General features: G+C 64.7%; 19 protein-coding genes. 12 read left to right on the forward strand and 7 right to left on the reverse strand.

The window, feature by feature from the left end; all coding sequences use genetic code 11:
- Window positions 1-8: 8 nt before the first annotated feature.
- The 5 genes from sufD (at window position 9) to FJV43_RS34750 (ending at window position 3998) form a co-directional block, all read left to right on the forward strand.
- Window positions 9-1331, forward strand: coding sequence for a Fe-S cluster assembly protein SufD (gene sufD / locus FJV43_RS34730; protein WP_239623420.1), 1323 nt, complete (start codon window positions 9-11; stop codon window positions 1329-1331).
- Entirely contained in the window at window positions 1328-2575 is a 1248-nt protein-coding gene (locus tag FJV43_RS34735) for a cysteine desulfurase (protein WP_239623421.1), read from the forward strand. Before sufD ends, FJV43_RS34735 begins: the two co-directional genes overlap by 4 nt.
- On the forward strand, window positions 2572-2943 hold the full coding sequence (locus tag FJV43_RS34740) for an SUF system Fe-S cluster assembly protein (RefSeq protein WP_239623422.1): 372 nt from the start codon (window positions 2572-2574) through the stop codon (window positions 2941-2943). The genes FJV43_RS34735 and FJV43_RS34740 overlap by 4 nt, the downstream gene beginning before the upstream one ends.
- 65 nt (window positions 2944-3008) lie before the next feature.
- Window positions 3009-3419 (forward strand): iron-sulfur cluster assembly accessory protein, encoded by a 411-nt coding sequence (locus FJV43_RS34745; protein ID WP_239623423.1) that lies wholly within the window; start codon window positions 3009-3011, stop codon window positions 3417-3419.
- A 117-nt stretch (window positions 3420-3536) separates the two neighbouring features.
- Window positions 3537-3998, forward strand: a complete 462-nt coding sequence (locus FJV43_RS34750) for a TfoX/Sxy family protein (RefSeq protein WP_239623424.1) — start codon at window positions 3537-3539, stop codon at window positions 3996-3998.
- 62 nt (window positions 3999-4060) lie between these two features.
- Here the strand turns inward: FJV43_RS34750 and FJV43_RS34755 are convergent, their stop codons facing one another.
- The 3 genes from FJV43_RS34755 to FJV43_RS34765 form a co-directional block, all read right to left on the reverse strand.
- Entirely contained in the window at window positions 4061-5128 is a 1068-nt protein-coding gene (locus FJV43_RS34755) for a GGDEF domain-containing protein (protein WP_239623425.1), read from the reverse strand.
- Between the two features lie 165 nt (window positions 5129-5293).
- A complete protein-coding gene (locus FJV43_RS34760; protein ID WP_061880366.1) occupies window positions 5294-6808 on the reverse strand; it encodes a DEAD/DEAH box helicase in 1515 nt (504 codons plus the stop codon).
- Between the two features lie 298 nt (window positions 6809-7106).
- Entirely contained in the window at window positions 7107-8087 is a 981-nt protein-coding gene (locus FJV43_RS34765) for a helix-turn-helix domain-containing protein (RefSeq protein ID WP_239623426.1), read from the reverse strand.
- 199 nt (window positions 8088-8286) lie between these two features.
- Here FJV43_RS34765 and FJV43_RS34770 point away from each other — a divergent pair, with 199 nt between their 5' ends.
- The 3 genes from FJV43_RS34770 (at window position 8287) to FJV43_RS34780 (ending at window position 12430) form a co-directional block, all read left to right on the forward strand.
- Entirely contained in the window at window positions 8287-9801 is a 1515-nt protein-coding gene (locus FJV43_RS34770; RefSeq protein WP_239623427.1) for a caspase family protein, read from the forward strand.
- 435 nt (window positions 9802-10236) lie between these two features.
- Window positions 10237-11484, forward strand: coding sequence for an FAD-dependent oxidoreductase (locus tag FJV43_RS34775; RefSeq protein WP_239623428.1), 1248 nt, complete (start codon window positions 10237-10239; stop codon window positions 11482-11484).
- Between the two features lie 178 nt (window positions 11485-11662).
- Window positions 11663-12430: an outer membrane beta-barrel protein gene (locus tag FJV43_RS34780; RefSeq protein ID WP_239623429.1), complete on the forward strand. Its 768-nt coding sequence runs from the start codon at window positions 11663-11665 to the stop codon at window positions 12428-12430.
- 116 nt (window positions 12431-12546) lie between these two features.
- Here FJV43_RS34780 and FJV43_RS34785 read toward each other — a convergent pair whose 3' ends face one another.
- The 4 genes from FJV43_RS34785 to parE form a co-directional block, all read right to left on the reverse strand.
- Window positions 12547-13317, reverse strand: coding sequence for a glucose 1-dehydrogenase (locus tag FJV43_RS34785; protein WP_239623430.1), 771 nt, complete (start codon window positions 13315-13317; stop codon window positions 12547-12549).
- Window positions 13318-13338: 21 nt separating this feature from the next.
- Window positions 13339-13524: a hypothetical protein gene (locus tag FJV43_RS34790; protein WP_028177579.1), complete on the reverse strand. Its 186-nt coding sequence runs from the start codon at window positions 13522-13524 to the stop codon at window positions 13339-13341.
- 309 nt (window positions 13525-13833) lie between these two features.
- Window positions 13834-14616 carry a porin family protein gene (locus FJV43_RS34795; RefSeq protein ID WP_239623431.1) on the reverse strand — a complete coding sequence of 261 codons (783 nt, stop codon included), beginning with the start codon at window positions 14614-14616 and terminating at the stop codon, window positions 13834-13836.
- A gap of 481 nt (window positions 14617-15097) precedes the next feature.
- Window positions 15098-17140, reverse strand: coding sequence for a DNA topoisomerase IV subunit B (gene parE / locus FJV43_RS34800; protein ID WP_239623432.1), 2043 nt, complete (start codon window positions 17138-17140; stop codon window positions 15098-15100).
- Between the two features lie 274 nt (window positions 17141-17414).
- Here parE and FJV43_RS34805 point away from each other — a divergent pair, with 274 nt between their 5' ends.
- From FJV43_RS34805 to argC (FJV43_RS34820), 4 genes are all read left to right on the forward strand, one after another.
- Window positions 17415-17945 carry a DedA family protein gene (locus tag FJV43_RS34805; protein WP_239623433.1) on the forward strand — a complete coding sequence of 177 codons (531 nt, stop codon included), beginning with the start codon at window positions 17415-17417 and terminating at the stop codon, window positions 17943-17945.
- A gap of 226 nt (window positions 17946-18171) precedes the next feature.
- A complete protein-coding gene (locus tag FJV43_RS34810) occupies window positions 18172-18837 on the forward strand; it encodes an FMN-binding negative transcriptional regulator (protein ID WP_239623434.1) in 666 nt (221 codons plus the stop codon).
- Complete coding sequence (gene argC / locus FJV43_RS34815; protein ID WP_239623435.1) at window positions 18834-19832, forward strand: N-acetyl-gamma-glutamyl-phosphate reductase; 999 nt, start codon at window positions 18834-18836, stop codon at window positions 19830-19832. Before FJV43_RS34810 ends, argC (FJV43_RS34815) begins: the two co-directional genes overlap by 4 nt.
- A gap of 100 nt (window positions 19833-19932) precedes the next feature.
- Window positions 19933-20979: an N-acetyl-gamma-glutamyl-phosphate reductase gene (gene argC / locus FJV43_RS34820; RefSeq protein ID WP_239623436.1), complete on the forward strand. Its 1047-nt coding sequence runs from the start codon at window positions 19933-19935 to the stop codon at window positions 20977-20979.
- Window positions 20980-20993 lie beyond the last annotated feature (14 nt).

Genomic DNA, 20993 nt, shown 5'->3' on the forward strand with positions numbered 1-20993 from the left:
TTTTGAAGATGAATGTTGCTGTGGCAAAGACCGGAGGCGGCCGCGCGGTGAGCGATCTCTTCGCCAGCGCGGAAGGCCGGTTGCCCGGGGCGCCCGCGGTCACCGCAGTGCGCCGCGAGGCATTCGAGACCTATGAGCGTCTCGGCCTGCCGCATCGCCGGATCGAGGAATGGAAATACACCGACCTGCGCGCGCTGGTGGGCAAGGTGTTGCCGCTGGCAGCTGCACCCGATGCGGCCGCGCTGAAGCGGGCCGCAGACGCTGTGAAGGCGCATGCGATCGCGGGCGCCCGCAAGCTGGTGCTGGTCGACGGCGTATTCGCGCCAGATCTTTCCGACGTCGCCGCGCTGGGCTCCGAAGTCGACCTCAAGACCCTGTCCGAGGTGCTGAACAACGAAGCAAATCCGGTGGCCGCTGACCTGCTGCGCACCATCACGACTGACGCGGTGATCTCGTTGAACGCCGCGATGGCGACCGACGGCGTGCTGCTGTCGATTGGCGAAGGCGTCGAGGTCTCGGCACCCATCCAGATCGTTCACGTGGCCACCGCCGGGGGCGCGTCGACGTATACCCGCTCGCATGTGAAAGTCGGCAACCGCGCCCGTGCCACCATCATCGAATCCTTTGTCGGAACCGGGCAGGCGGGCGCCTACCAGGTCAATGACGCCGTGCTCGTGACGGTCGGCGACGACGCCGACGTCGCCCATATCCGTCTGATGGACGATGCGCCCGATGCGGTGAACATCACCTCGCAGTTCGTCACCGTCGGTGCCAACACCAAGGTCAATTTCTTCAACATGACCAGCGGCGCCGCGGTCAGCCGTTTGCAGGGCTTCATCACGCTGGCGGGCGAGGGCAGCGAGCTCTCCATCAACGGCGTGAACCTGTTGCAGAAGACCGAGCACGGCGACACCACGCTGGTGGTCGACCATGCCGTGCCGAACTGCGTCAGCCGCGAGATCTTCCGCGCCGTGATCGACGATCGCGCCCATTCGGTGTTCCAGGGCCGCATCATCGTCCGTCCCGACGCGCAGAAGACCGACGGCAAGATGATGACGCGCGCGCTGCTGCTCTCGGACGAAGCCGAAGCGGACAACAAGCCCGAGCTCGAGATCTTCGCCGACGACGTCTCCTGCGGCCACGGCGCCACCGCCGGCGCGCTGGACGACACCTTGTTGTTCTATCTGAAGGCCCGCGGCCTGCCGGAGAAGCAGGCCCAGGCGCTGCTGATCCAGGCTTTCGTGGGCGAGGCGATCGAGCAGATTGCCGACGATGGTTTGCGCGAGCATGTGATCGGCATGGCCGAGCGCTGGCTGGAGCGACGATCATGAGCACGCATCCGGCAGTCAAGAACGGCGCCTATGACGTCGCGCGCGTGCGCGAGGATTTCCCGGCGCTCGCATTGCAGGTCTACGGCAAGAAGCTGGTCTATCTCGACAACGCCGCCTCGGCCCAGAAGCCGCAGTCGGTGCTCGATCGCATGACGCAGGCCTATACGAGCGAATACGCCAACGTGCATCGCGGCCTGCACTACCTCGCCAATGCCGCGACCGAAGCCTACGAGGGCGGCCGCACCAAGGTGGCGCAGTTCATCAACGCGCCGCGTACGGAAGAAGTGATCTTCACCCGCAACGCGACCGAGGCGATCAACCTGGTCGCGTCCTCGTGGGGTGGGCCGAATATCAAAGAGGGCGATGAGATCGTCATCTCGATCATGGAGCACCACTCCAACATCGTGCCCTGGCATTTCCTCAGGGAGCGCCAGGGTGCCGTGATCAAGTGGGCGCCGGTCGACGACGAGGGCAATTTCCTCATCGACGAGTTCGAGAAGCTGCTGACGCCGAAGACCAAGCTGGTCGCGATCACGCAGATGTCGAACGCGCTCGGCACCATCGTGCCGGTCAAGGACGTCGTCAAGATCGCCCATGCCCGCGGCATTCCCGTGCTCGTCGACGGCAGCCAGGGCGCGGTGCATCTGCCGGTCGCCGTCCAGGATATCGGCTGCGACTTCTACGTCTTCACCGGCCACAAGGTGTACGGGCCGACCGGCATCGGCGTGCTCTGGGCCAAGTACGACCACCTCGTCGCGATGCGCCCCTACAATGGCGGCGGCGAGATGATCCGCGAGGTCTCGCGCGACATCGTCACCTACGGCGACCCGCCCCACAAGTTCGAAGCCGGCACCCCGCCCATCGTCGAGGCTGTCGGCCTTGGCGCCGCCATCGACTATGTCAATTCGATCGGCAAGGAGCGCATCGCCGCGCACGAGCACGATCTCACCAACTATGCCCAGGAGAAGCTGCGCGAGATCAATTCGCTGCGGCTGATCGGCACGGCGCGGGGCAAGGGCCCGGTGATCTCCTTCGAGCTCAAGGGCGCGCATGCCCATGACGTCGCCACCGTGATCGACCGCCAGGGCATCGCGGTGCGCGCCGGTACCCATTGCGTGATGCCGCTTTTAGAGCGGTTCAACGTGACCGCGACGTGCCGGGCCTCGTTCGGCATGTATAATACGCGGGAAGAAGTCGATCATCTGGCACAGGCGCTGCTGAAAGCGCGGGATTTGTTCGCATGAGTGATACGGCCGAAATCAAAGCCAATCCGATGGAAACCCGGTCGGCGCTGCCGCCGGAGGAGACCGAGCGGCTGACCCGCGAGATCATCGCCGGGCTCAAGACCGTGTTCGATCCGGAAATTCCGGCCGACATCTATGAGCTCGGCCTGATCTACAAGGTCGAGATCAAGGATGACCGCTCGGTCGACGTGCAGATGACGCTGACGACGCCGAACTGTCCGGCCGCCGGCGAACTACCGACCATGGTCGAGAACGCGGTCGCCAGCGTCCCCGGCGTCGGCGTGGTCGACGTCAAGGTCGTCTGGGAGCCGCCGTGGTCGCCGGAACGCATGAGCGACGAGGCGCGTCTCGTGCTCAACATGTGGTGACGCGTACGCTACTGGCTTTGCAGAACTGGCATTGAATTCGCGCCGCAACGGACCACATCACTGATATGACCCAAATTTCGTCAGGCTCGACACCAGCATCCACCCCGAAGCCCCGGCGTCCGCGCCCGCAGGTGATGCGTCTGACCGATGCCGCCGCCCAGCGCATCAGCGAACTGACCCAGCGTGCCGATTCCGAGATCGTCGGCCTCCGCGTCGGCGTGAAGAATGGCGGCTGTGCCGGTCAGTCCTACACGGTCGAATACGCCCACGAGATCCGGCCGACCGACGAGGTCGTCGAGGACAAGGGCGTCAAGATCCTGGTCGATCCCAAGGCCGTGCTGTTCCTGCTCGGCACCGAGATGGACTACAGGGCCGACAAGATGCAGGCGCAGTTCGTGTTCAACAATCCCAACCAGGTCTCCGCCTGCGGCTGCGGCGAATCGGTCGAGCTGCGTCCCGCCAAGATCGACGGGTAGATCCGGTTGTCATTGCGAGGTCCAGACTGTCCCTGCGACGGCAGTCTGGATTGCTTCGCTTCGCTCGCAATGACAGGGATGCTATGAGGGTTCGCTTGCTCGCGCAGGGAAGCCTCCATGGACCGCGAATTCCTGATCGACCTGTTCGCCGATTTCGGCCCCGTCACCATCCGCAAGATGTTCTCGGGCTACGGTATCTCGGCCGACGGCGTCAATTTCGCGCTGTCCCTGCGCGCCGGCCTGTTCTTCCGCGCCGACGAAACGACCATTCCGGACTTCGAGGCCGAAGGCTCAAAGCCGTTCCAGTATTCGACTCGCGCCAAGACCGTGGTGGTCAACTCCTACTGGGAACTGCCCGCACGCCTGTTCGACGATTCCGCAGAGCTTGCACAATGGGCGAGGGCGGCCCTCGCCGCGGCCCAACGCGCCAAGGTGAAGAAGCGGCCTAAGGCGAAGAAGGCGGCGGCAAAGAAAGTGGAGCCGAAGAAGCCCGTTGCGAAGAAGCGTCCGGCCAAGAAGACAGCCAAGAAGGCCGTTCGCAGCGTGGGCAAAACAAAACGTGCCCGCCGCTCAGGATAGAGGTGCTGGGCATGGCTTGCGCCTATGCGCCCCCCCCCCGCCCACAGGAGCCCGGCGAAAACCTATGCCACGCGGCTGTGCGTCTCGGCCGCGTATTCCGGATCGGCTTCGCAGATCACGCGGTTGCGGCCATTGCGCTTGGCGGCGTAGAGGCAGGCATCCGCACGCTCGATCAGCGCGTCGGTGTCGTCGCCCTCCTTGAGCATGGAGACGCCGACGGAGATGGTGACGCGGCCGAGGATCTCGCCGGTCGACTTCTTCTTCAATTCCTTCGCCATCACGGCGCGACGGATGTGGTCGGCCACCGTGAGAGCCTGGCGCAGCGCGGTGTTGGGCAGCACGACCGCGAATTCCTCGCCGCCATAGCGTGCGGTGATATCCTGGCCCTTGATGGTCTGCTTCATCGAAAGGCCGACGAGCCGCAGCACCTGGTCGCCGGTGAGATGGCCGTAGGAATCGTTGAACGACTTGAAGTGATCGATGTCGAACAGCAGCAGCGACAGCGGCTCGCCCGAGGCGAGCGCGTTCTGCACGGCCATGCCGATCATGCGGTCGAAATATTTGCGGTTGCCGAGGCCGGTGAGGGGATCGGTCAGGCTCTCGGCGCGGATCGCTTCCAGGCTCTGCTGGAGATTGCTGATCTCGTTCTTCGACAGCGTGAGCCGGTCTTCCAGCGCCTTGTTGGTCTCGCGCATCTCGCTGGTCGAGCGCAGCAGGGCCTCGACGATCGTCTTGAGCTGGTCGCGGCTCTTGGCCGACGACAGTTTCTCGGTCGCGCCCGACAGGCTGGCGTCGTAGGCGCTGGTCATGCCGAGCGCGTCGCCCAGGACCTTCATCACGTCATCGATCTCGCCGATGACGCGCGCGCCGACCTTGTCGATGCGGTCGGTGGTCTTGATGTGGGAGAGATAGGTCTCGTAGATCTGCTCGAGATCGGCTTCGGTCAGCTTGCCGCTGCGCGCCAGCGTCTCGTTGATGATCTTGTTGAGCGGCGCGTTGTAGCCGGTGGCGTAGACGTACCAGATCTCGTAATTGCGGGGAATTGCCGTCTGCCGAAGCGATCGGATCTGACCGAGCGCCACCTCGGCGAACGCCATCGTGCGTTCGTGTTCATCGAGCACCTTGATCACGGAACATACCCCACAGCGGCCGGCGCGCCCCCGACCGCAGCAATGCTTAAATTATGTTCGTAGGCTAACGGACGATCGTGAACGCCCCGTAAATATACGTTCACGAAGGCGTCTAATAGAGTGTGCCGCGGGTTTGCTCAACCGGAATCTGGAGCGCGTTGCGCTTCAGGCGCCGGCGGGCGAACGTACCGGCCGCAGCAGAAACGCCGGCAGATGCGAGTGATCGCCCGGCTCGGTGTCGACTTCGCGCTGGCGGCGCGGTTCGGGGCGGCCGATCGAGGGGACATGCGAGATGTTGGCCTGCTGGCGCGCCTCGTGACGCGGCTCCGCCCGACGCTTGTCGTCGGACCGATGCCGTGATTCGGCGGGCTGTCGCGGCTCCGAAGGAGGCCTCGATTCGGCAGCATGCCTTGCCTCGCCTCGCGCGTCGCGCGGCTCGTGGCTGCGCTCACGGTCGCGGCCGCGCTGCGGCTTGCCGCGGCCGCCGCGTGAACGTTCACGGCCGCGCTGCTCGCGCGGACGCTCGCTCGCATCGGATGCCTCGGCCGAGACTTCGTAATCGCCTTCGGCGCGCGGAATGCTCTGGCCGATCAGCTTTTCGATCGCCACCATCGACTTCTGGTCGAGTGGTGTCACGATCGAGATCGCGGTGCCGGTGCGGCCGGCGCGGCCGGTGCGGCCGATGCGATGAACGTAGTCGTCGGCGTGATGGGGAACGTCGAAATTGAAGACGTGGCTGACCTCGGGAATATCGAGGCCGCGGGCGGCAACGTCGGAGGCGACGAGCAGCGGCAGCTCACCCTTTCGGAACTGTTCGAGTGCGGCCGTGCGGGCCGACTGGTCCATGTCGCCGTGCAGCGCGCCGACGCTGAAGCCGTGTTTCTGAAGCGACTTGTGAACGATGGCGACCTCGCGCTTGCGATTGCAGAAGATGATCGCGTTCTTGAGGTCCTTGGCCTCCCGCAGCAGGCGGCGAAGCAGCTCGCGCTTCTCGTGCGCCTCGCGTCCGGCAGGCACCTGGGCCTGCGTGACGGTGACGGCGGTGGTGGCGGGCCTGGAGACCTCGATCTTCTGCGGATTGTGCAGGAAGGCTTCGGTGATGCGCCGGATTTCCGGCGGCATGGTCGCGGTGAAGAACAGGGTCTGCCGCGTGAACGGGACGAGCTTGCAGACGCGCTCGATGTCGGGAATGAAGCCCATATCCAGCATGCGGTCGGCCTCGTCGATGACGAGCAGCTCGACGCCGGTGAGCAGCAGGCCGCCGCGCTCGGTGTGGTCGAGCAGGCGGCCGGGGGTTGCGATCAGCACGTCGACGCCGCGCATCAGCTTGGCATCCTGATCGCCGAAGGAGACGCCGCCGATCAGGAGGGCGACGTTGAGTTTCTGGCCGGCGCCGTAGCGGTCGAAGTTTTCCTTCACCTGGGCCGCAAGCTCGCGGGTCGGCTCGAGGATCAGGGTGCGCGGCATGCGCGCCCGGGCTCGGCCCTTCTCGAGGATGGTGAGCATCGGCAGCACGAAGGCCGCGGTCTTGCCGGTGCCGGTCTGGGCGATGCCGAGCACGTCCTTGCGTGCGAGGACGTGAGGGATCGCCTGTTCCTGGATGGGGGTGGGATTGGTGTAACCGGTGGCCGCCACTGCGGCGAGGACTTTTTCGGATAGTCCGAGATTTGAAAAGGACATTGAGCCTCTGGTCGAAACCGCCGTTCGGAATCGAGGGTAATAAGGCTGTCGCGTTCCACCCCGAAACGGCGCGCTCTCGAAGAAGCTGGGGGTGCTGACTCACGCGAACAAAGCGCAAGGCTCAGGAATCGCTCGTCGATCTGAGCCGCGTCGCACTGGAACATAGGGGGGAATTGGCCAAAGTCAATGGAGCAGGCGCGGGAAGGCCCTAAAAAACCTGAGGTTTTTGCCCAAATCGCGGGCGCTGCTGGGATTTTCAGCTCTGCCCGCGGTCCGGCGGCAATCGCCAAACGACGGGCTAAGGGCCATCCGAACCCCTGGCCCGGAAGTCGCCGGGCGCGATGCCATAGGCGGCGTTGAAGACCCGGTAATAGGTCGCCAGGCTCTCGAAGCCGCAGGAGGCAGCGATGTCGGCGATCAGCCGCTCCGGCGCCTCGCGCATCAGGCGGCGGCTCTCTTTCAGGCGCTCGTCGGTCACGGTCTGCGAGAAGCTCTTCGCGGCTGTCTCGAACAGCATGTGCAGGTGACGCACGGACACGCCGAGCAGGTCGGCCACCATGGTCGGCGCCAGGTTTGGGTCCTGCAGGTGGCGTGCGATCAGGCGGCGGGCCTGCGACAGGCGGGCCGTTCGCAGCGCGGCCTGGCCGCGCCGGCTGCCGGGCCGCACGATGCCGCGCTCGATCAGCGCCAGATGGGCCAAAGCTTGAACCAGGGAGGTCTGGACGAGAGGGGGCGCATCCGCGGCGGCAGCATCATCCGCGGCGGCCTCGCCGAGATCGGCAAAGCAGGCAGCGAGCAGGGGCGCCAGGTTCGGATCGTTGAACGTCCGGGGCGCAAGCTCGCGCATGCGCTTGTCCTGCGTCGGGATGCTGCTCACGGGAATCTTCAGGATCCGCAGGTGAAAGCCCCCGGCGCCCTGGGGCGCGGTGCGGTAAGGCAGGTCGGTATGGCTGGTGGCGAAGCTGCCGTTGGCGATCGAAAAGTCGCTTGCGCGCATGCCGCCGAACCAGCCACCGCTGCCGAGCTGCTGGTAGACGCAGATTGCGTCACCCGGGGCGTTGGCGATGTCGGACGCGCTGCGCTCGACCGCGTAGGGCGAGGCCTTCAGCTCGACGAGGCTGGCCCCGCCAAGCTGGCGCAGCGAGAACTCGCCGAAGAAGTTCGCTCGCCGCTCGCGCTCGAGCTCGGCGGTAACGCCGAACAATCCCTTGGCGCGCACTTCGCGCCAATACTCGAAGCGGTCGTGCGGCTCCACCTCGTCCGTACACCAGTGAAACACGGCTGCCCCTCACTTCCGGCGAAATCGTCCAAGAAGAACCAGATTCCAACGCAATCTGCCATAGCCAGATCGTGGAATCGGGGCCCAGGCCCCTTGAACCGTCGTTGCGTCTCGGCCGACTATCACACAGCGGCAGGGGATCCCGTGAACTGCTGTTCGAAGAAACCGGCGTAGGGCCGTTCTGCAGGGAAATTTTGCGATGACGCGTCGGCTTTTCGGAATTCTGGCGGCCCTTGGTCTTGCGGCGAGCCTGAGCGGCTTCGCTGCGCCCGCCCATGCCGAGAAGCGCGTCGCGCTCGTCGTCGGCAACAACGACTACAAGAACGTCCCGAAGCTGCTCAAGGCCGTCAACGACGCCCGCACCATGGGCGACACGCTGAAGCAGCTAGGCTTCTCGGTGATGGTCGCTGAGAACCAGAGCCGGCAGCAATTCTCGGAGACGCTGCTTGCCTTCGACAAGGCAATCGAGCCCGGCGACACGGCGTTCTTTTTCTACGCCGGCCACGGCTTCGAGATCGCCGGCCAGAACTATCTGCTGCCGACCGACGTGCCGGCGGCGACGGAAGGTCAGGAAGAGCTGGTGCGCGACGCCTCGATCCTGGCCGACCGCATCGTCGAGCGACTTCAGAACAAGAAGGCGCGGACCTCGATCCTGGTGTTCGACGCCTGCCGCAACAACCCGTTCGAGCGCAAGGGCACCCGCGCGGTCGCCGGCGGCGGCGGTCTCGCGCCGATGACGCAGCTGCCCGAAGGCGTGTTCTCGGTGTTCTCGGCAGGACCTCGCCAGACCGCGCTCGATCGTCTGTCCAACGATGACACCAATCCGAATTCGGTGTTCACGCGCACGTTCGCCAAGGAGCTGCTCCAGCCCGGCGAGAACCTCGTCCAGGTGGCGCAACGCACGCGCCGTGCCGTCAGCGAGATGGCCGACACGGTCAAGCACAGGCAGGTGCCGGTCTATTTCGACCAGATGGTCGACGACGTCTTCCTCAGCGGCATGGCGAAGGATGCGGCCGCGCGCCCGGCCGATCCGCCGCCGCAGAAGCTTGCGGCACTGCCGCCGGTGTCGGTGCCACAGATGCCGAAGGAGGAGACCATCAACGCGCCGATCGCGAGCTTCTCGCGGCACAATGGCGGCTGGAGCATTACGTTCTCCTTCGCCGACCCGACGCTCGGCATTTCCTGGCGCATGGCCGGCAAGAGCGATTTCCGCGAGACCGGATTCATCGACACGCTCGATCCGCGCACGCGCAAGCGGATGCCGAACCCGTCGATCGAGCTGCCGCCTGATGCGCAGGCCGGCACCATCGAGGTCCGCTATGTCGATCAGTCCGGCGAGATGCAGGGACCGTTCCCGATCAGGTTCGATCCCGAGGCCGCTTTGATCCGCGACCAGCGCAAGATCCTCGACATGACCTCGACGAGCTGGCTGTCGTTCCGCGAGTTCAACGGGCTCCTGGTCTACTACACGCATCTCGTCTCCTACCGCTGCGCCATCCGCGAGGTGCGCATCGGCATCGACACCGCCGTGCCCAACCAGGTGCTGAAGATGCCGCCTTGCGACATGCGCGATCCCAGCGCGGTCACCGCCGGCATGCCGCTCTACATGAAGCTCGCGCCAAGCACGCAGTCCGTCTCGGTGGAGCTGACCTATCGCGACGGCAGCGTCTCGGAGATCAAGAGTTTTCGCAGCGCGAACCGCAGCAATCATTGATGCGCTGTTCAGCCTGACGGGATCGGCCTACGGAGTGGGGCGAACTTAAATCGGACAGGCCAAGGTGGAAGTGCTAAAGTCGGGGATGGTAAAATTCATCATCGTCGCGGTCGTTACGACGCTTCCGGTTTTGGCCCAAACGACTCCCCCCACAGCGCCGCCACTCACCGACCGTGAGCGCGTCCAGGCGGACCGCGCGAAAGTCGCCGACGATGAGAAGGTAGCTCCGATCACGCGCCCCTGGGATCGCGACGCCGACGGCAAGCGCCCATGGGAACGGAAGTCGCCGAAGCCCTGAGGCAAGCGGACGTCGGTCTCCCGCGGAAGGAACAACTCCTTGGTCACGGACTGTCTTCCAAATTGAGGACTGCCTTCGCACTGAATCGCGCTAGTATCGTCAGGCGTATCTTGATCGATACTTGAATCGCGGCGGCAATGACATCCGACCGACAACCAAACCGCACCATGAAGGTCCGCTGCTGCGTCGTCGGCGGCGGGCCGGCCGGCATGATGCTCGGCTATCTCCTCGGGCGGGCCGGGATCGACGTGGTGGTGCTGGAGAAGCATGCGGATTTCTTCCGCGACTTCCGCGGCGACACCGTGCATCCCTCGACGCTTCAGGTGATGGACGAGCTCGGCCTGATCGACGGCTTCCTGAAGCTGCCGCATCAGCGCTTGCAGAAGATGGACGGCTTGTTCGGCGGCACGCCGGTGCGCATCGCCGATCTCAGCCGGCTCCATACCAAATACCCCTTCATCGCCTTCATGCCGCAATGGGACTTCCTGAACTTCCTGCGCGAGGCCGGCCGGCGCTTTGCCTCGCTCGAGGTGATGATGAGCACGGAGGCGGTCGATCTGATCCGCCGCGGCGAGACCGTCGCCGGCGTACGGGCGAAAACGCCTGACGGCATCATCGACATCGAGGCGGATCTCACCATTGCCTGCGACGGCCGGCATTCGACCGTGCGCGAGCGCGCCGGCCTCGAGGTCGAGGAGATCGGCGCGCCGATGGACGTGCTCTGGTTCCGCGCCGGCCGCAGACCCGACGAGACCGAGAACGTGTTCGCGCGGGTCGAGCCCGGCAAGATGATGATCACCTTCGACCGCGGCGACTATTGGCAATGCGCCTATGTCATCGCCAAGGGACAATACGAAGCGGTGAAGGCGAGGGGATTGCAGGCGTTGCTCGACGACGTCGTGCGCATGGCGCCGATCCTTCGATCCGGCATCACTGATGTGAAGAGCTTTGACGATATCAAGCTGCTTACGGTCGCGATCAACCGCCTCAAGCACTGGACGCAGCCGGGCCTGCTGTGCATCGGCGACGCCGCGCATGCGATGTCGCCGGTCGGCGGCGTCGGCGTCAATCTCGCCGTGCAGGACGCTGTCGCGACCGCCAATCTGCTGGCGGACAAGCTTCAGCGCGGCTGCCCGACCGAGGACGAGCTCGATGCTATCAGGCGCCGACGCGAATTTCCGGTGAAGATGACGCAGCGCATGCAGGTGATCGTGCAGAACAACATCATCAGCGGTGCCTTGCAGGGCGGCGATCGGCCGCTCAAAGTGCCGCTGGTCGTGCGCCTCGTCACCGCGCTGCCGTGGCTCCAGGGCATTCCGGCGCGCCTGCTTGCGCTTGGCGTGCGGCCGGAGCACGTGCATTCGAGGGCCACGCCGGCACCGTAACGCAGAAGCCGCTAGGGATAATGCCGCGTTAAGTTGCGCGCCAAGCGTTGCGCGCGAGCAACAGCGCCAACGGATTCAAGGCGCGCTGCTCGCCAATCCGGCGTCTTAACTTTCTTGATTCAAATTTGAGTAAGACCTGCGTGTGACCGTGCGCCCATCAAAGGACACGGGGTGTACCATGCGTAATAAATTGATTGCCGCCTTCGCCTGCACGACGGCTCTGGTTTCGACCGGCGCGGCCTCCGCCGCCGATCTCGGTGCGCGCTACACGAAGGCGCCTGCCTATGTCGAGCCGCTGTTCAACTGGACCGGCTTCTATGTCGGCGGCCATATCGGTGGCGCCTGGACCAACGAGCAGTTCACCAACAACGGAACCGGCGCGGCGTTCGGCGATCTTTCGCCGGGCGACGGCTTCCGTCAGCGCAACTCCGGTATCATGGGCGGCGCCCAGATCGGCTACAACTGGCAGGCCAACAACTACGTGTTCGGCATTGAGGGCACGATCTCCGGCCTCGACAACAAGGGTACGGTCGTCAACACCGTGTTTGGCGCCGGGGATGACGTGTTCTCCTGGCGCGCCAACGTGCTCGCGACCGTCGTCGGGCGCGCCGGCTTCGCCGTGCAGAACAACCTGTTCTACTTCAAGGGCGGCTATGCCGGCGTGAACAACCGTCTCTCGGTCAGCGACACCGCCGGTGTGGCGACGGGTTCGGGCGAACAGACCCACTGGGCCAACGGCTGGACCGTCGGCGCCGGCTGGGAATACGGCGTCACCCGCAACTGGATCGTCGGCCTCGAATACAACTACGCGGCCTTCGGCAGCCAGACCTATCAGCTCGGCGGCACCTCGGGTAACTACACCTTCGACGCCAAGCCGCGCGACATCCAATGGGCCGTCGTGCGTGCGAGCTACAAGTTCGACGCGCCGACCATCGGCCGCTACTGAGCACGTCAACGAACCACCAAGCACCAACAAAAGACGATCACTGCCAAAATCTAAAAGCCCCGGCTTCGTCCGGGGCTTCTTTTTTTGCGTGCAAGTTCTCGAGTGCTAGTCTGGCCTCAGGCCATCACCGAGAAGCCCCCGTCGACGGGGATCGCTGTGCCCGTGACGAAGTTCGACGCGGGCGAGGCGAGGAACACGGCGATGCCGGCGAAGTCGTCGATGTCGCCCCAACGCCCCGCAGGCGTGCGCGCCAGCACGCGCTCGTGCAGCCCCGACACCTGCTGCCGCGCGCCGCGGGTGAGGTCGGTGTCGATCCAGCCCGGCAGGATGGCGTTGACCTGGATGTTGTCGGGCGCCCAGGCGTTGGCGCAGGCGCGGGTGTACTGCACGATGCCGCCCTTGCTCGCGGCATAGGCCGTCGCGAAGCTCGCGCCGAAGATCGACATCATCGAACCGATATTGATCACCTTGCCGTTGCCGGACGCCTTCAGCGCCGGATAGGCCAGCTTCGAGCACACGAAGGCGCTGGTGAGGTTGGTGTCGATCACCTTGTTCCACTCGTCGAGCTCGAGTTCGTGCGGCGGCTTGCGGATGCTCATGCCGGCATTGTTGATGAGGACGTCGATGCGGCCGAGCTCCCCGACGACGCGCTCGATCATCGCAGCGACCGCCGCCTTGTCGGTCACGTCGGTGGCGACGGCGATCGCCTTCACGCCGCGCTGCCTGAGATCGGCGACGGCCGCGGCGGACTTGGTCTCGTTGCGTCCGACCACCGCGATATCGGCGCCGGCGTCGGCAAGGCCACGCGCCATGCCGAGGCCGATGCCACCGTTGCCTCCCGTGACGATCGCGACCTTGCCGCGAAGATCGAACCGGCTGGATGTCATGCTTTCATTCCCTGGTTTATCTCATTGATGGCTCTGCCAGATCAGCACCAGCCCGAAGCCGGCCATGGCTGCGCCATAGCCCGCCCATTGCAGCTGGTTGACCATGAAGCTCGATCGCGGCCACGGAACGGCGCCCGTGCCCTGTCCGATCCAGAGCAGCCCGACGGCAGTCGCAAGCAGGCCTGCGACCAGCAGAAATCTGCGCATGCATTCCTCCCATCGGTCCGCTCCTGTCAGCGGCGCGACGATGCAGGATCGCCGCGCCGCGAAAGCTTGAGCGCACACTAACCGTAGCTTCGGTCTGGATACAATGGCGGCACCGGCGCAAGCTGCCGGCGGAGGAGGAAGCGTGTCCCTGGAAAGGCAATTCGCGGCTGGGCGCTCGGCAGTGCCGATAGTCGGCGGGCGGAGCCCGGCTCGCCGTACAAGTCATTGCAGACCAGCGGTCGGCCGCTCGGCCCAAAACGAAAAAGTCCCGGCGATGCCGGGGCTTTGACGTTTGATCGTGAGATCGGATCAGTACTTCGCGACGACCGGACCGGTCCAGTTGAAGCGGTAGACCAGCGAGGTCGAGATCGTCTGGTTCCAGCTGTTGGCGCGGATGCTGTTGCCGACCGGAAGGTTGCTGCCGTCGAGCAGTTCGTCCTGAGTCTTGGCATTGTAGAAGGCCGAACGATACTCGGTCTTCATGAACCAGCCGGGCGACGTGATGCCGAAGATGTTCAGGCTGTTCTCGACGCCGCCACCCACGAACCAGCCATGCCGATCGTAGCTGCTGAGATGGACGCCCACGGGAGTGCCGCCCAGCGTCGTGAAGTTGGTCTGGCCGAAATGAGCGCCGGAGTAACCGCCGTTGACGTAGGAGAGAACGTTCGGGGCGACCAGCCAACCGAGGCGAACACCCGCGGCCCAGGAGGTTTCCAGCTTCTGGTTGCCAGTGATGCCGAGGGTCGGATCCTGGATGGTGGCACGGATGCTGCCGAACTGACCGTCGGCGAACACACCAGCGACCCAGGTGCCGCTGAACTGCCAGTCGTAGCCGGCGCCAACCGTGCCGAACCAGCCCGAGCCGCCCTGGCGTTGGGTGATCGTCAGCGGGGTGCCCGTGCCGGTGTCAACCACGCTCTGGTCGGCATTCGAGAGGCCGCCACCGCCACCGCCGAACACGTAGAAGCCGGTCCAGTTCGCGACGGGCGCCGGCATCGGAGCCTTCGCATAGGGACGGGCGCCAAGGTCAGCCGCCGAGGCCGCACCGGTCATCGCCGCAACCGCGGTCAGAGCGAGCAAAGTCTTCTTCATGTCAAATCCCCAACCTTGGTCTGTCGTAGCAGGCGCGAGCGCGCTGAAGTTCGTGTCATCTGATGGCCGGACTATAGACGGTTCTCGCCGAAATGCTGTTGCCGGGCAGGCACAGTCGCGGGAAAACGCCGGTGCTGGGGTGTTTCGGACGCCGTCGCTCGAATCCATAATATATCATATTTTTCAATATGTTATTTGGGGTCTCAAGACTTCGATTTCGGGTAACCTGTCGTTAGCAAATCCGGCATTGTACGAAATGGAGGCAATCCTGGCTCGGCGTTTGAGCTCCTGAGTCGATGGCCGGGTCGCCCGGTCCAGCGCGAATCGAGCCGTCCACGCCGTGGCCGACCTGGAGGCGGAGCCAAAAAGCAAAAAGCCCCGGCCGAGGCCGGGGCTGGTTTTCGAAGAAGCGGCGGCTCAGTACTTCGCCACCACCGGACCACCGAGCTTGGAGCTGGCGCGCCCGGCACGGACCAATCCCTCAGACGTCCAGCAGCTCTTCGCTGGCAAATTCGGCCTTGTCCGAGATGAAGGCGAAGCGCGCCTCGGCCTTGGTGCCCATCAGGCGCTCCACCGAATCCGCGGTGGTGTCGCGGTCGTCGGCGAGCAGGACCACCTTGAGCAGCGTCCGCTTGCTCGGATCCATGGTGGTCTCCTTGAGCTGCGCCGGCATCATCTCGCCGAGACCTTTGAAGCGGTTCACCTCGACCTTGGCGTTGGCGTTGAACGCGGACTTGATCAGCTCGTCCTTGTGCTTGTCGTCGCGGGCGTAGACCGATTTGGTGCCGTGCGTGAGCTTGTAGAGCGGCGGCACGGCGAGGAAGAGGTGGCCTTGGTCAATCAAGGGCCGCATCTGCCGGTAGAAGAAAGTGATCAGGAGCGAGGCGATGTGCGCGCCGTCGACGTCGGCATCGGTCATGATGATGATGCGCTGGTAGCGCAGATCTTCTTCGCGGTAATGTGCGAGCTGGCCGCAGCCGATCGCCTGCACCAGATCGGAGAGCTGGGCGTTCGCCGTCAGCTTGTCCTTGCCGGCAGAAGCGACGTTGAGGATCTTGCCGCGCAGGGGCAGCACGGCCTGGGTCTTGCGGTCGCGCGCCTGCTTGGCGCTGCCGCCGGCCGAGTCACCCTCGACGATGAACAGCTCCGAGCCATCGGTGCCGGCGTCGGTGCAGTCGGCGAGCTTGCCGGGCAGGCGCAGCTTCTTGCCTGCGGTTTTTCGCGCGGTCTCTTTCTCTTGCCGCCGCCGCAGCCGTTCTTCGGCGCGGTCGATCACGAAGTCGAGCAGCCGGTTGGCCATGTTCGGATTGCCCGACAGCCAATGGTCGAACGGATCCTTCATCGCCTGCTCGACGATGCGCTGCGCCTCTGCAGTGGCGAGGCGATCCTTGGTCTGCCCCTGGAATTCCGGCTCGCGCACGAACACCGACAGCATCACGGCGGCGCCGACCATCACGTCTTCCGAGGTGACGGAGGCCGCGCGCTTGCCCTGACCGACGCGCTCGGCGTGATCCTTCAGACCGCGCAAAAGGGCGCTGCGCAGGCCGGATTCGTGCGTGCCGCCATCCGGCGTCGGCACGGTGTTGGTGTAGGAGGAGAGGAAGCCGTCGGCATCGGCGGTCCAGGCCACGGCCCATTCGCAGGCGCCATGCGCGCCGTTGCGGCCCGACTTGCCCGAGAAGATGTCGGGATGCACCAGCGTGTCGGCGTGGATCGCCGCGGCGAGATAATCCTTGAGGCCGCCGGGGAAGTGGAACGTCGCTTCGGCCGGCACGTCCTCGATGCCCTTGAGCAGCTCGGGCGCGCAGTTCCAGCGGATCTCGACGCCACCGAACAGATAGGCTTTCGAGCGCGTCATCTTGAACAGGCGCTGCGGCTTGAACGCGGCCTTAGCGCCGAAAATATCGGTGTCGGGCTTGAAGCGCACGCGCGTGCCGCGGCGGTTGTTGATCTTGCCGAGGTCCTCGAGCTTGCCCTTCGGGTGGCCGCGCTCGAACGTCATGCGGTAGAGTTTCTGGCTGCGCGCGACCTCGACCTCGAGACGCGAGGAGAGGGCGTTCACCACGGAGATGCCGACGCCGTGCAGGCCGCCCGAGGTCTCGTAGACCTTGCTGTCGAACTTTCCGCCCGAATGCAGCGTGCACATGATGACTTCGAGCGCCGACTTCTTCGGGAATTTCGGGTGAGGATCGATCGGGATGCCGCGGCCGTTGTCGGTCACGGTCAGGAATCCGTCAGCGCTCAAATCGACTTCGATGAAGGTCGCGTGCCCGGCGAGCGCCTCGTCCATCGAGTTGTCGATGACTTCTGCGAACAGATGATGCAGCGCCTTCTCGTCGGTACCGCCGATATACATGCCAGGCCGGCGACGCACCGGTTCCAGCCCTTCGAGCACCTCGATGTCGGCTGCCGTGTAGTCGGCTTCCCCGCCGCTTCCGCGCGGCGCCGCCTTGGCGGCACGAGATTTCGGCTCGTCGCCGCCGAAAAAGTCGTCTTTTGCTTTAGGCTTCAACTGCTTGGACATATATCTTGATGCGTTTTGAGGGGCCGCATGGGCGGCGAATCGGTTGGGCCGACTATGCCACTTCTGCCTTGGAAAGGTTACCGCGACGGGGCTGGCGGTGTGGGTTGGGAGCCAATCCCGGCGATTTTACGCCGCAGGGCCCACAAGTTCCCGGCAATTTGACGGTTTGCTAGGCGTCATGTCGGGTTTTGTGACTTGATGTCACACAAGTCCTTGGCTTACCAGTCCTTTTCATCGAGCAGCACCTTGAGACGGGGCGGGAAGGCTATTTTTGATGGAGCAATTTGCGCACGCCCTGGCCGATTTCGTGCGCGTTCACCAGGCCTGGGCGGCACCGATCGTGTTTCTGCTCGCCTTCGGGGAGTCGCTTGCGTTCATCTCGTTGCTGGTTCCGGCCTGGGGCGCGCTGGTGGCCATCGGTGCGCTGATCGGGGCCAGCGGCATCAGTTTCTTTCCGGTCTGGATTGCCGGCGGCCTTGGCGCGGCGCTGGGCGACTGGGTCTCCTACTGGTTCGGCTACCGCTACAAGGAGAGGGTTGCCCAGATGTGGCCGCTCTCGCGCTATCCGGACCTGCTGCCCAGAGGCGAGGCTTTCGTGCGCAGCTGGGGCATACCCAGCATCTTCATCGGGCGCTTCTTCGGCCCCTTGCGCGCCTCCGTGCCGCTGGCAGCCGGCATCTTCGAGATGCCTTATTGGAGCTTCCAGGCCGCCAATTTCGTCTCGGCCCTGATCTGGTCCGCCGTGCTCCTGTTGTTCGGCGACGTGCTCGCCAAGCTCATGGAATGGATCTGGCGCGTCATCTGACGCCGGCACCTTGACCGGAACCCGATCTGGCCTTATAGCCGCGCGCCATGATCAACGCCGCGACCATCCTGTTCGCCCGTCGCCGCCGCCGCTCTTTTGCGGTTTTGGCGGTCGATCGCGTTTGAGATCATCGTCTTTGCCGCTGGATCCGATCCGCGGCATTCTCTCTCCTGTCAGCGCGATCTGATCCGGCGGCTCCCCCGAGGAGGCCCAGCAGGAGACCACGATGTACACGCCACCCTTTTTCAAGCAGGACCGCGCCGCGAGCCTGAAGTTCGCCGACGAGCGCGGCTTCGGGACCATGTGTGCCTTCGACGGCCACAAGCCCATCGCCTCGCCATTGCCGTTCTATCTGACTTACGGCGCTGACGGCACGCCGCAGGCCGCCTTTCATCTGGCCCGTCACAATCCGCTGCTAAAGCTGGCGGATGGTGCTGTGTCCTGGCTGCTCGCAGTCAACGGCCCCGATTCCTATGTGTCGCCGGACTGGTACGTCTCGCCGGATCAGGTGCCGACCTGGCTCTACCAGTCGGTGCATCTGAGCGGGCCGGTGCGGCTGCTGTCGGATGACGAGCTGTCGGTGCAGCTCGACACGCTCAGCGAAAAGTTCGAGAGCTGGCTGTTGCCGAAGAAGCCATGGACGTCGGGCAAGATGACTGCCGGGCGGTTCGAGGCGATGAAGAAGGCGATCGTGGGTCTGGTCATGACGGTTGAAGAGGTCGAGGGCAGCTTCAAGCTGAACCAGCACAAGTCGGACGCCGATTTCGCAGCGATCGCGAACGCGCTTGGCGCTGGTGACGCCGACGCTAGAGAGATTTCCCGGTTGATGCGGCACACCCGGCCGCAGATCTTCGCAGACGATACGAACATGCTCGAAAGGAGCGCGCCATGAGCCTTTCTGAAACCGGCCTCGCTGAGACCACGAAAGCCCCGACCACCAGCGCGGCCAGGAAGCCCGCGACCGTCTTCGTTGACGGCGGCTCCGGCACCACCGGCCTCGGCATCAACGAGCGCCTCAAGCTTCAGAGCGATGTTGTGGTGAAGACCATCGCCGACGACAAGCGCAAGGACCCCGCGGCCAAGAAGGCGCTGATGGAGGAGGTGGACCTCGTCATCCTCTGCCTGCCGGACGATGCCGCGAAGGAGACCGTCGCGCTGGTCGACAGCATGGGCACGTCGGCGCCGAAGGTGCTGGACGCCTCGACGGCGTACCGGGTCGCGCCGGACTGGGCCTACGGCTTTCCGGAGCTGACCCCGGACCAGGCCGGTAGGATCAAGGCGGCGAAGAAGGTCTCCAATCCCGGCTGCTACCCGACCGGCGCGATCGCACTGTTGCGGCCGATCGTCGATGCCGGCCTGCTGCCATCAGATTATCCCGTCACCGTCAATGCCGTGAGCGGCTATTCCGGCGGCGGCAAGTCGATGATCTCGAGCTTCGAAGACGGCAGCGCGCCGTCGTTCGAGCTCTACGGCCTCGGCTTCGAGCACAAGCATCTGCCGGAGATGCAGCTCTACTCCAACCTGACGCGGCGCCCGATCTTCATTCCCTCGGTCGGCAACTACCGGCAAGGCATGCTGGTCTCGGTGCCGCTGCAGCTCGACATGCTGCCGGGCAAGACCGGCGGCGCCGACCTGCAGGCAGCGATGGCAAAGCGTTACGCCGGTTCGAAATACGTCAAGGTGATGCCGCTCCAGAACGAGGCGACCAAGGCCGGCCGGCTCGAACCGGAGGCGCTCAACGAGACCAACATGCTTGAGCTCTACGTCTTCGCCAGCGACAAGTACCATCAGGCACTGCTGGTCGCCCGGCTCGACAATCTCGGCAAGGGCGCATCGGGCGCTGCCGTGCAGAACATGCGGCTGATGCTGGGCCTTGCCGACAAGTAGCTGATCGAGCGTTGCTCGCGAGGCCAGCCCGGTGAAGGAAGCGACGCTGCAGCTTTCTACCCCGGCAAGACGATCCAATGACGCCTGGAAGGGACGCGTGATGAGCTCGAAGAAGATCGGCATTCTCGGTGCCTCCGGTTACACCGGGGCCGATGCGGTGCGCCTGTTGGCGCGGCATCCGGATGCCGAGATCGTCACGCTCACCGCCAATACCCACGCCGGCAAGTCGATGGGCGACGTGTTTCCGCATTTCTTCATGCTGAACCTGCCGAAACTGGTGGAATGGGAAAAGGTCGACTGGAGCAAGCTCGATGCGGTGTTCTGCGGGCTGCCGCACGGCACCACGCAGGAAATCATCGCCGCGGTCCTCAAGGCAAATCCCAAAATCAGGGTCCTCGACATGTCCGCCGATTTCAGGCTGCGGGACAAGAACACCTATGCGCAATGGTACGGCCACGAGCACCGGGCGCTCGAATTGCAGGCCGAAGCGGTTTATGGCCTGACCGAATTTTATCGCGAAAAGATCACGTCGGCGCGGCTGGTCGCCTGTCCCGGCTGCTATCCCACGGCGGCGCTGCTCGCGCTGGTGCCGCTTGCGAAGGCCAAACTGATCGACATCGACGACATCGTCATTGACGCGAAATCGGGCGTCACCGGCGCCGGCCGCGGGCTGAAACAGAACACGTTGTTCAGCGAGGCGGGCGAGGGGCTGTCGCCCTATTCGGTCGGCACCCACCGGCACGCGCCCGAGATCGAGCAGGAGATCGGCGTCGCCACCGGTTCCGCGGTGACGATCAACTTCACGCCGCATCTTATTCCGATGGCGCGCGGGGAACTCTGCACGTCTTACGTCAAGCTCAACGGCGCGACACCGGACGATCTGCGAGCCGTGCTGGAGCAGGTTTATGCCAACGAGCCCTTCGTGCATGTTGCCAGGAAGGGCGTGCTGCCGCAGACCCAGAATGTGCGCGGCTCCAACTATGTGCAGATCGGCGTCGTCGCCGACCGGATCAAGAACCGGGCGATCGTGATTTCCACGCTCGACAATCTGGTGAAGGGGTCGGCCGGGCAGGCGATCCAGAACATGAACCTGATGTTCGGGTTGCCCGAGACGACGGGGCTGGAGCAGATCGCGCTGTTCCCATGACACGAGGTACTGCG

This window comes from Bradyrhizobium sp. I71, assembly GCF_022354745.1.
GTDB lineage: Bacteria > Pseudomonadota > Alphaproteobacteria > Rhizobiales > Xanthobacteraceae > Bradyrhizobium > Bradyrhizobium liaoningense.

Excerpts from the sequence above, each read along its gene's own strand:
- sufD (WP_239623420.1), top strand. The coding sequence starts at position 9 with ATGAATGTTGCTGTGGCAAAGACCGGAGGCGGCCGCGCGGTGAGCGAT.
- FJV43_RS34735 (WP_239623421.1), top strand. The coding sequence starts at position 1,328 with ATGAGCACGCATCCGGCAGTCAAGAACGGCGCCTATGACGTCGCGCGC.
- FJV43_RS34740 (WP_239623422.1), top strand. The coding sequence starts at position 2,572 with ATGAGTGATACGGCCGAAATCAAAGCCAATCCGATGGAAACCCGGTCG.
- FJV43_RS34745 (WP_239623423.1), top strand. The coding sequence starts at position 3,009 with ATGACCCAAATTTCGTCAGGCTCGACACCAGCATCCACCCCGAAGCCC.
- FJV43_RS34750 (WP_239623424.1), top strand. The coding sequence starts at position 3,537 with ATGGACCGCGAATTCCTGATCGACCTGTTCGCCGATTTCGGCCCCGTC.
- FJV43_RS34760 (WP_061880366.1), bottom strand. The coding sequence starts at position 6,808 with ATGTCCTTTTCAAATCTCGGACTATCCGAAAAAGTCCTCGCCGCAGTG.
- FJV43_RS34770 (WP_239623427.1), top strand. The coding sequence starts at position 8,287 with ATGACGCGTCGGCTTTTCGGAATTCTGGCGGCCCTTGGTCTTGCGGCG.
- FJV43_RS34775 (WP_239623428.1), top strand. The coding sequence starts at position 10,237 with ATGACATCCGACCGACAACCAAACCGCACCATGAAGGTCCGCTGCTGC.
- FJV43_RS34780 (WP_239623429.1), top strand. The coding sequence starts at position 11,663 with ATGCGTAATAAATTGATTGCCGCCTTCGCCTGCACGACGGCTCTGGTT.
- FJV43_RS34785 (WP_239623430.1), bottom strand. The coding sequence starts at position 13,317 with ATGACATCCAGCCGGTTCGATCTTCGCGGCAAGGTCGCGATCGTCACG.
- FJV43_RS34790 (WP_028177579.1), bottom strand. The coding sequence starts at position 13,524 with ATGCGCAGATTTCTGCTGGTCGCAGGCCTGCTTGCGACTGCCGTCGGG.
- FJV43_RS34795 (WP_239623431.1), bottom strand. The coding sequence starts at position 14,616 with ATGAAGAAGACTTTGCTCGCTCTGACCGCGGTTGCGGCGATGACCGGT.
- parE (WP_239623432.1), bottom strand. The coding sequence starts at position 17,140 with ATGTCCAAGCAGTTGAAGCCTAAAGCAAAAGACGACTTTTTCGGCGGC.
- FJV43_RS34805 (WP_239623433.1), top strand. The coding sequence starts at position 17,415 with ATGGAGCAATTTGCGCACGCCCTGGCCGATTTCGTGCGCGTTCACCAG.
- FJV43_RS34810 (WP_239623434.1), top strand. The coding sequence starts at position 18,172 with ATGTACACGCCACCCTTTTTCAAGCAGGACCGCGCCGCGAGCCTGAAG.
- argC (WP_239623435.1), top strand. The coding sequence starts at position 18,834 with ATGAGCCTTTCTGAAACCGGCCTCGCTGAGACCACGAAAGCCCCGACC.
- argC (WP_239623436.1), top strand. The coding sequence starts at position 19,933 with ATGAGCTCGAAGAAGATCGGCATTCTCGGTGCCTCCGGTTACACCGGG.